Consider the following 8,748-nt stretch of genomic DNA (forward strand, 5'->3'; position numbering starts at 1 on the left):
AGGTCTGGCTCTATTGAGAGCGTGGAATTTAGTCGTTCATATTCACCGTCCACAGTGATTTTTATTATTATGGCACATTTGCCATCCTTATTCACTTGGTTTCGACGAATCAAGAACAAAACTTTGAAAGTGCTCTTTTTCATCTTACGTTGGATTTAGTGTCATCATTTCCGTTTTTTAGGCGGTGGATGCAATGATAACGAGTGAAACATTAAGATGGATTGGACACTTTTGAGAACAATAAGCGACAAATAAGCGACTTAGGTTGATTTTAACATTGAGGGCATTTTCAAGACACTATATAATTCCATACTTTCAAAAGAATTAAACCGGAATATCGGAAATAGTGTCGGACATCCATTTTAACACCTACTTTACGAGCGGTTAAAATGTCGCCGATTTTCCGACTTTCTTCCGAGTTATGTCTTTGTAAGTATATGGCATTAAGATTATTAGATGCGTTTTAGGCACTATTTAGGCACTAAAAAGATTTTTGAAATCTTAGTGCCTGGTTAGTGCCTAAACTCTGTCCGGGGATGTCCTTTTTGCGTCTTTTTTCGGTCCTGAATCGAAAGGATTAGATAAAAGAAAACCCCGGAACTACTTGATAGTCCGAGGTTTGTCTCGTTAAGTCCGAATTAGTTCGGTAGTACATAGTGGAGCTGGAGGGGATTGAACCCTCGTCCAAACGTGGAACTAATGAGCTTTCTACATGCTTATTCGCGACTTGGTTGTAGGGTTGTGACAGGATCGCGACCACCAATCGCAGCCTTAGCCTTTAAGATTTCAGCGCCGGCTCAAGGCAGGCCGTCGCCTATTCCCGATTTAACTGCACCGCCATGTCGATCCGTCTCGGAAAAAGGACAATCGGGCGATGTCTCGTCCTCCGCAACTGTTGCGGGGATAAAGCTAATCTACTATACTTCAATTAGGCAGCGAGAGCGTAGTTGTTTTCGCCATTTAAATTTTTGATGTCTCTGATTAAAGAGCGTGGGCATCATCGCTCTGCATGCTTACACACCACCTCTACACGCTGTCAAAGCCAGTCAGCCCCATAGATTGATGATATAATCCTTGCAAAGATAGATGTTTTGCCGGAAATGTGCAATTGTTCGTCGATTATATTGCGAAAAATCAAATGAAAAATAGTGTGAAAATGTGTATCGGAATATGTCTTTAGCTCAAAATTCACTCAAAATTGCCGGACTGAATGCTGATAGGCAGCGGCCACTTGTCAGTTCGTTATAAAATAATACCCGGCTGTTGGATTTGGGAGCCGGGTATTAAGAGTCAGTTTATGAGAGATTATTGTAATTTCGATGAATATTTGGTTATGTAGTTGGGGGAGTGCTGTCAGAAATTGTATCCGAGAGATACCTCAAAGTAATTCTCGTACATAGTCGAGTATTTTATGTCGCTCATGTTGAGTATGCCGATTCCGCCGCCGATTCCGAGGTAATAGTGGTCGTAGGAGAGTCCTGCTCCGAATTTCCAGTTGCAGTTGCAGCGGTGCATGGCTATGATTGCATTGTCACCGTAGGCCGACGGGGCTGCATGCAGTTCCTGATTGGCCACGCTTACGGTCATATATTGGTCGTTGGAGAATCCAACGTCAAGTTCGGGGCCTGTAAACACGCTTACCTTTATATCGGGCGTGAAGTCGAAGTGGTAGCCAAACATCAGTGGCACTCTGAATCCGAATTTGCGCATCGATGCATGCTCTACATCAAAAAGGCTCCATCGGTGTCTACCATGCTGCCCATGGCTTTTATCGACTCGGTGTTGTAATAAAGAGTGAGACCTGGCTCGATATAGAGATTGGCAACCATCGGCACATTGTATATCACACCGACTCCTACGCCTGAACCCTTGCCGAGCAGACCTATTTTGCCTACGTTGTCAAATTTCATATCGCCGGGACATTTGAGGTTGTACATGGCTCGTATACCAAAGTATGCCTCATTGTCGGGATTGTTGAAGATGGTGCTTTGGGCGCTTGCGCCGGCAATGGTGGCAACTGTGAGGGCTGCCGTCAATAGTAGCTTCTTCATAATTGATGTATGGGTGTTTTATTATACGGTTTGAATATTATAACAACATGTCGGGCGGATTTGCTCGCGTCATTGTTCTGTTTGTGGAGGATGTAAAATGGCATGTTGAACTTAATTTAAAGAATACCAAGGTGTTTCATGTGTGGGTGTTGAAAATTAACATTTTTTCACTCTGATAAATTTGCAGCGAATGTAAAAACACGCTAACTTTGCACTCGCAAAACAGAAATATCGCGGGATGGAGCAGTGGTAGCTCGTTGGGCTCATAACCCAAAGGTCGCAGGTTCGAGTCCTGCTCCCGCCACTAAGATGACAGCCCCGAAGGCAATAGCCTCCGGGGCTGTTAATATGTATGGGCATTTTATTGCCTATGAATGCGGAAAGCATTAACTTTGCATAAATAATTTATACAAGATATAGATGGGCTTTTTCAATTTCTTCTCAAAAGAGAAAAAGGAGACTCTCGACAAAGGGCTTGAACGCACCAAGCAGGGGGTGTTCTCAAAGCTGGCACGTGCCATCGCCGGCAAATCTAAAATCGACGACGAGATTCTCGACAATCTCGAAGAGGTGTTCATAACATCCGACGTCGGTGTGGAGACCACGCTTAAGATTATCGAGCGTATCGAAAAGCGTGTAGCCCGCGACAAATATGTCAACTCGTCGGAGCTGAATGCGCTCCTTTGTGAGGAAATCACCGACCTTCTTGCAGAAAATAACAACGAATCGTCGCTGCCCGACTTTACTGTCCCGGCCGACCACCAGCCCCATGTGATAATGGTAGTCGGTGTAAACGGTGTGGGTAAGACCACTACTATCGGCAAACTTGCCTCGCAGTTCAAGAAAGCCGGCAACAAGGTGGTGCTCGGCGCCGCCGACACATTCCGCGCCGCCGCCATCGAGCAGCTTGATGTATGGGGAGAGCGTGCAGGTGTGCCGGTCATCAAGCAGAAACTTGGCAGCGACCCGGCATCTGTGGCCTACGACACCCTGCAGAGCGCCAAAGCCACAGGGGCCAATGTCGTGATAATCGACACCGCAGGCCGTCTTCACAATAAGAAAGGTCTGATGGACGAGCTTACCAAGATACGCAATGTGATGCAGAAGGTTGTGCCCGACGCACCCCACGAAGTGCTCCTTGTGCTTGATGGCTCTACCGGACAGAACGCATTTGAACAGGCGCGCCAGTTTGTAGCAGCTACATCGGTAAATGAGTTGGCCATAACCAAGCTCGACGGCACAGCCAAGGGCGGTGTGGTAATCGGCATCAGCGACCAGTTCCGTATCCCTGTTAAATATATAGGTCTTGGAGAGGGCATTGACGACCTTCAGGTTTTCCATAAGAAAGAATTCGTAGAGTCTCTCTTCGGAAATGCCGGATGATGACATACGGCATGTATCCATTAATGAGAAAAGTCCATTTCACCACGGTGTAAGAAATGACATCTGCAAAAAACAGAATTGATGTAGTGACGCTCGGTTGCTCCAAGAATCTTGTCGATTCCGAGCGGCTGCTGGCAATGTTGCGCCGCAATGGTTTCACACCGCGTCACGACCCGCCGGAAGGGAGCGCCCCGGCTCCCGTTGTGGTAATCAATACATGCGGTTTTATCGGCGACGCCAAAGAAGAATCGGTCAACACTATTCTCGAATATGTGCAGGCCAAGTCGGAGGGACAGCTCCGGAAGCTATACGTTATGGGATGCCTGTCGGAGCGTTACCGCGACGAGTTGCGGACCGAGATTCCTGAGGTCGATGAGTGGTTCGGCAAGTTTGACTGGGCCGGTGTGATTACCCGTCTTAACGGCGAGCGCCCGGCAGCCTCCAGCTACGACCGCATTATCACCACACCCTCCCATCATGCCTACATAAAGATAGCCGAAGGCTGCAACCGCTTCTGTGCGTTTTGCGCCATTCCGTTGATTACAGGCAGGTTCAAGTCGCGCCCTGTCGACGAGATACTCGCCGAGGTCAGCGAACTTGTGGCCCGCGGCGTCAAGGAGTTCAATATAATCGCCCAGGACCTCTCGAGCTATGGAACCGATTTCCCTGACGGGCACATGGCTCTTCCCCGGCTGATTGACCGCATGGCCGATATCCCTGGGGTGGAGTGGATAAGGCTCCATTATGCCTATCCGGCACAGTTCCCGATGGAGATAGCCGACGTGATGGCCCGCCGTAAGAATGTATGCAGTTATCTTGATATCGCACTACAGCACATCAGTGACAATGTGCTTGCCAATATGCGACGGCATATAGATGGCAAGACTACCCGACAGCTCCTCGACGAGTTGCGTCGCTGTGTGCCCGGCATACATATACGTACTACTCTTATGGTCGGTTTCCCGGGAGAAGGTGAGGCCGAATTCGAGGAACTGCTTGATTTTGTCAGAGAGCAGCGGTTTGAGCGCATGGGAGCATTCGCCTATTGCGAGGAGGATGACACATACGCGGCCCGCAATTTCCGGGATTCAATACCTCCCGAGGTCAAGGAGGAGCGACTGTCAAGGCTCATGGCAATCCAGGAAGAGATTGCCTATCAGAGCAATGCCTCTAAAGTCGGCAGTACACTCCGCGTAGTCATCGATAGGGAAGATGCCGACTACTACATAGGCCGCACGGAGTGGGATTCGCCCGAAGTCGATCCCGAGGTGCTTGTCAAAAAGACATGTACACTGCATCCTGGTGAATTTGTCAATGTTACTGTGAACGAGGCTCTTCCTTTCGAATTGATTGCAACGCCCAATGTCTGACTCTCTTAAAGAATCGGTAGGCAGCGCATTGCGCCGCCGTGTTCCGATGGCTCTGTATGCATTCCCCGGAACCGATGAGCCTTACTGCTTCTTTGAAGGTGTCACCGGCAACGCTCTTGTCGATGAGGAGCATGACTATGGTTTTTTCTATGCTCCGTTTATCAGCGATGGAGAGGCGCCGCGCCTTCTTACCCCTTGCAATAATACGGATAAGAGGGCGGCAGCCGGCATCGTCGGCGACATATCATTGCCGGCATCTACAGAAATTGGCTCATACGAGGAATGTGTTGCCGCTATTGCCGCACATCATACGTCGCAGGCGGGCGGTAAGACTGTGTATGCGCGCCGCATATCCGATGCATCAGCTATCGTCGACTGGCCTTCGATGGCTTTCGACTATTTTGGCGCTTTTCCCGACACATTCAGGTTTATGTTTTCCGCTCCTGAGACGGGATGTTGGCTTGGTGCCAGTCCCGAGCTCTTGATTCGTCGCGATTCCGGCAGTTCCACGATTACTACAATGGCGCTCGCCGGTACTTTGCGCGACACTACCTCGCAGTGGGATGATAAAAATATAGAGGAGCATGACTATGTGACGCGTTTCATTCTTGATGTTTTCGAGTCGTTCGGTATAAAAGCCACTGTGTCAGATGCCGAAGATGTGCGTTTTGGCTCTATACGCCATTTGTGTCATCGCATTACCGCACACTATTCCGGCCCGGTTGTCCCCCTTCTCAATGCATTAAGTCCCACGCCTGCGCTTTCCGGATTTCCGCGTGCCGAGGCCCTCGATATGATTTCCGCGCTTGAAGGGCCCCGCAGTCTTTATGGCGGATACGTAGGCGTGAATTCTCCGTCAGGCATTCGTGCGTTTGTCAATTTGCGCAGTATGAACTTCAATCCCGGAGGAGGGTACTGCCTGTATGCCGGCGGAGGCATCACATCATTGTCGCAACCATCTGATGAATGGCTTGAGACCGAAGCTAAAAGTGCGGTTCTCCGCAGGTGTATCTCGGCTCATACCGTTAACACTTCGTCTGGCATATCTGAATCCGGCCTATGAAACACTCTCAAGATCCTGGCAAAGCCTCTTATATATTACTGGTCTCTCTCTTTATTGTTTTTCTTGTATCCCAGTTGCCTCTCGGCAGGCTATCGGGCGGTGTTTTGCGCGATTTCTCATTAATCGACGACATACTGTCGGAGCAGCATCGTACTGACATGGGCGATGTCATGGCCGATGAAGCCCCTGTCGACAGTGCTCTTACTGCCATGCAGCGTGAACTTGAAGCCGAGGAGCGCGCCGCGTCATCCAATCCTTACACTCTGACCATACGCGACGATGAGTATGTCGATTCGGTTTTGCCCGAGGCCGATACTGCCGCGGTGCAAGTCCCGGGAAATGTTCCGGTGCCCGCTGTGCTACCTCAGCCTATTGACCCGCGGCGCGACGGCTATGTAGCGATCGAGGATTATACACCTGACGGCGCCGGAATATCGCGCCTGCGCAATGCGTTTTCCCGCAGTCGCGAGCGTTGTGTAAGGGTTGCTTTCGTCGGCGACTCTTATATCGAGGGTGATATATTCACACAGGATGTGCGTTCGCAGCTCCAGGACAGCTATGGCGGCAGTGGAGTAGGGTATGTCAACATGTATAGCGAATTCCCCGGCTTCCGTCGCTCAGTACGCCAGAGCGGCAGCGGATGGAATGTGCATGTCGCAGGCCGCAAAGGATTCAAGCGCCGTTATGCCTGGCTTAGCGAGCAGTATTCTGTGGCGAAAGCCGGTGAGGTTGCCACGGCAAGCTATTCGGGCGTGAAAAAGGTGGCCAATGCGTCGGCATGGTCGCGTTCTACGGTGGCATTCTGGGCTCCATCGGGCGGTACGGTAAGACTGCGGTCAAACGGCGGCCCATGGGAGACACATACAGTAGATGCGTCAGAAAGTATCCGCACACTCAGTGTCGACAGTGCGACGGTCAGGTCGTTTGAGGTCAGTGTACCCTCCGGCAGTGATATCACTGCGCTTGGCGTATGGCTTGACTCATATTGCGGCATAGCGGTCGATTGCATGTCATCGCGCGGCTTCTCAGGGGTTACGCTTCGCGATATTTCTCCCGAGGTGTGCCGCGGGCTCACCGATGCCGGCCTGGGCTACGACTTTATCGTGCTTGAATTCGGTATCAACGCCATGTCGGCCGGACAGACAGATTATACTTCCTATGGAAAACTTATGACTAAGGTCGTAGAGCACATAAGGATGTGTTATCCGCAGGCCGTGGTGATGCTGATGGGTATCGGCGACCGCGGACAAAAACGTGGTGCCGATGTACGCTCGATGTCGTCGGCTGCCTATATGGTGGATGCACAGCGCCAGGTAGCGCGCTCTACCGGCATTCTGTTCTGGGACACACGAGAGGCCATGGGTGGCGACGGAGCAATTGTATCGTGGGCCGGTGCTTCGCCACCACGTGCCAACAAGGACTATATCCACCTCAATCATCATGGAGGTGCGGTGCTTGCCTCTGAATTTGTAAAATCACTTAGAAATGCACTCAATCCTTAGATATATATTATGTGTGGCTATTGCAGTCTCGGTCCTGTATTTGCCGGGAGCCGCACAGCAGTCTTCACCGGCTGTCTCCGACGACGATGATGCGGATATCCGTATCAATCCCGAGGTCGACTATCAGCCATCGGCCGCCGATGAAGAGAAAATCGAGATACCTTCATTCATAAAAGAAGATGCCGATACCATACGCATGAATGGTGCTGACTGGAGCGTGCTGAGGCACAGGCTTGCCCATGCCGACTCCTCACGTGTCAGTATAGTGCATATAGGCGATTCACATCTGCAGGCCGACATGGCGACTTCTGTTGTGCGGCGTCGGTTGCAGTCGGTATATGGCGATGCCGGACGCGGACTGGTGACTCCATTGAAGATGGCCGGCACAAACGAGCCGAGAGACTATGCGCTTAAGGGAGTCGATGGTGTGTGGGTGGCGTCAAAACTCATGAAGCGCCCGTGGGCTACCCGTATGGGATTTACCGGTGTTTCGGCCACGCCGATGTCGGGAAAAGGCTCGGTGGAGGTGTCCACACTGTCGCGTACCGATACTCCGCAGTTGTTTGACCGTGTACGACTCTTTCACAGTGCCCGTCCTGAAATCGAGCCCTCCGTACCCTTCGTGGCCGATGCTATAAGGGGCGATTCTCTCGTGTCGGTAGTCACACTTCCCAAGCCGGTATCTATTGTCGGTCTTGACATCAAGCTCCCTGCCGATGAGGCTGTTTACGGTATGTCGCTCGAACGTGAGACACCGGGCGGTCTGCTTTACCATGTCATCGGAAACAATGGAGCAGCCTATAGCAGCTACAATAGCATAGATGGATTTGGCTCAGGTGTCGCTCTTCTGGAGCCATCTCTGATTGTGATAAGTCTTGGCGCCAACGAGGCATTCAGCCGCATGACCGCCGATGAGATGTACAGTTCCATCGGAGTGATGGTAAGGGGCCTTCAGCAGGAATGTCCCGGCGCACAGATTCTCCTTACCACCCCGATGGAATGTCAGCGTTCTACCCTGGTGAGAAGGAAAGGGCGCCGCAGGCGTGTGCGCTCTTATGCTGTCAATCCGAGGGTATCCGCAATGCGTGAGGTGATACTGCGTTACGGGCGTGACCACGGCATACCTACCTATGATTTCTATGAAGTGGCCGGAGGCGCAGGTGCGTCGGCAAAGTGGATTTCTGACGGCATGATGGCCCGCGACCGCATCCATAATTCCGCAAAAGGCTACAGTGTGCAGGGCGAGTTGCTTTACGAGGCCCTGAAAAAAGCATTTTCGGCTGAGTAGAGCTGATAATTTAACTTAGAGCTTGTTTAATAATAAATGTTGCCGCCAGGGTCGTATAGCTTGAGACGATTTTCGATATGTGACGAAGGAG

Annotated in this window: 7 protein-coding genes, 1 tRNA gene and 1 other RNA gene; 6 read left to right on the forward strand and 3 right to left on the reverse strand. The window is 51.0% G+C overall.

The genetic code is table 11. From position 1 onward, the window contains the following. Positions 1-654: 654 nt before the first annotated feature. The 3 genes from ssrA to K2I50_RS07640 all read right to left on the reverse strand — a co-directional run bounded on the left by ssrA (position 655) and on the right by K2I50_RS07640 (position 2,051). Positions 655-1,054: a transfer-messenger RNA gene (gene ssrA / locus K2I50_RS07630) on the reverse strand. Between the two features lie 299 nt (positions 1,055-1,353). Beyond that, the gene (locus K2I50_RS07635; protein ID WP_301025751.1) at positions 1,354-1,710 is read right to left on the reverse strand and encodes a hypothetical protein; all 357 of its coding nucleotides are present in this window, start codon (positions 1,708-1,710) and stop codon (positions 1,354-1,356) included. Between the two features lie 11 nt (positions 1,711-1,721). Continuing rightward, complete coding sequence (locus K2I50_RS07640; protein ID WP_301025752.1) at positions 1,722-2,051, reverse strand: hypothetical protein; 330 nt, start codon at positions 2,049-2,051, stop codon at positions 1,722-1,724. Positions 2,052-2,283: 232 nt separating this feature from the next. On the opposite strand from K2I50_RS07640, the gene K2I50_RS07645 reads away from it, so the two are divergent. From K2I50_RS07645 to K2I50_RS07670, 6 genes are all read left to right on the forward strand, one after another. Beyond that, positions 2,284-2,355: transfer RNA gene (locus K2I50_RS07645), tRNA-Met, on the forward strand. A gap of 116 nt (positions 2,356-2,471) precedes the next feature. Continuing rightward, positions 2,472-3,434 (forward strand): signal recognition particle-docking protein FtsY, encoded by a 963-nt coding sequence (gene ftsY / locus K2I50_RS07650; protein WP_301025753.1) that lies wholly within the window; start codon positions 2,472-2,474, stop codon positions 3,432-3,434. A 56-nt stretch (positions 3,435-3,490) separates the two neighbouring features. Beyond that, complete coding sequence (rimO, locus tag K2I50_RS07655; RefSeq protein ID WP_301025754.1) at positions 3,491-4,804, forward strand: 30S ribosomal protein S12 methylthiotransferase RimO; 1,314 nt, start codon at positions 3,491-3,493, stop codon at positions 4,802-4,804. Further along, positions 4,797-5,867, forward strand: a complete 1,071-nt coding sequence (locus tag K2I50_RS07660) for a chorismate-binding protein (protein ID WP_301025755.1) — start codon at positions 4,797-4,799, stop codon at positions 5,865-5,867. The genes rimO and K2I50_RS07660 overlap by 8 nt, the downstream gene beginning before the upstream one ends. Beyond that, a complete protein-coding gene (locus K2I50_RS07665) occupies positions 5,864-7,369 on the forward strand; it encodes an SGNH/GDSL hydrolase family protein (protein WP_301025756.1) in 1,506 nt (501 codons plus the stop codon). The genes K2I50_RS07660 and K2I50_RS07665 overlap by 4 nt, the downstream gene beginning before the upstream one ends. After that, a complete protein-coding gene (locus K2I50_RS07670) occupies positions 7,353-8,657 on the forward strand; it encodes a GDSL-type esterase/lipase family protein (RefSeq protein WP_301025757.1) in 1,305 nt (434 codons plus the stop codon). The genes K2I50_RS07665 and K2I50_RS07670 overlap by 17 nt, the downstream gene beginning before the upstream one ends. Positions 8,658-8,748: the final 91 nt, after the last annotated feature.

The sequence above is a fragment of the Muribaculum sp. genome, from assembly GCF_029051885.1.
Lineage (GTDB): Bacteria > Bacteroidota > Bacteroidia > Bacteroidales > Muribaculaceae > Muribaculum.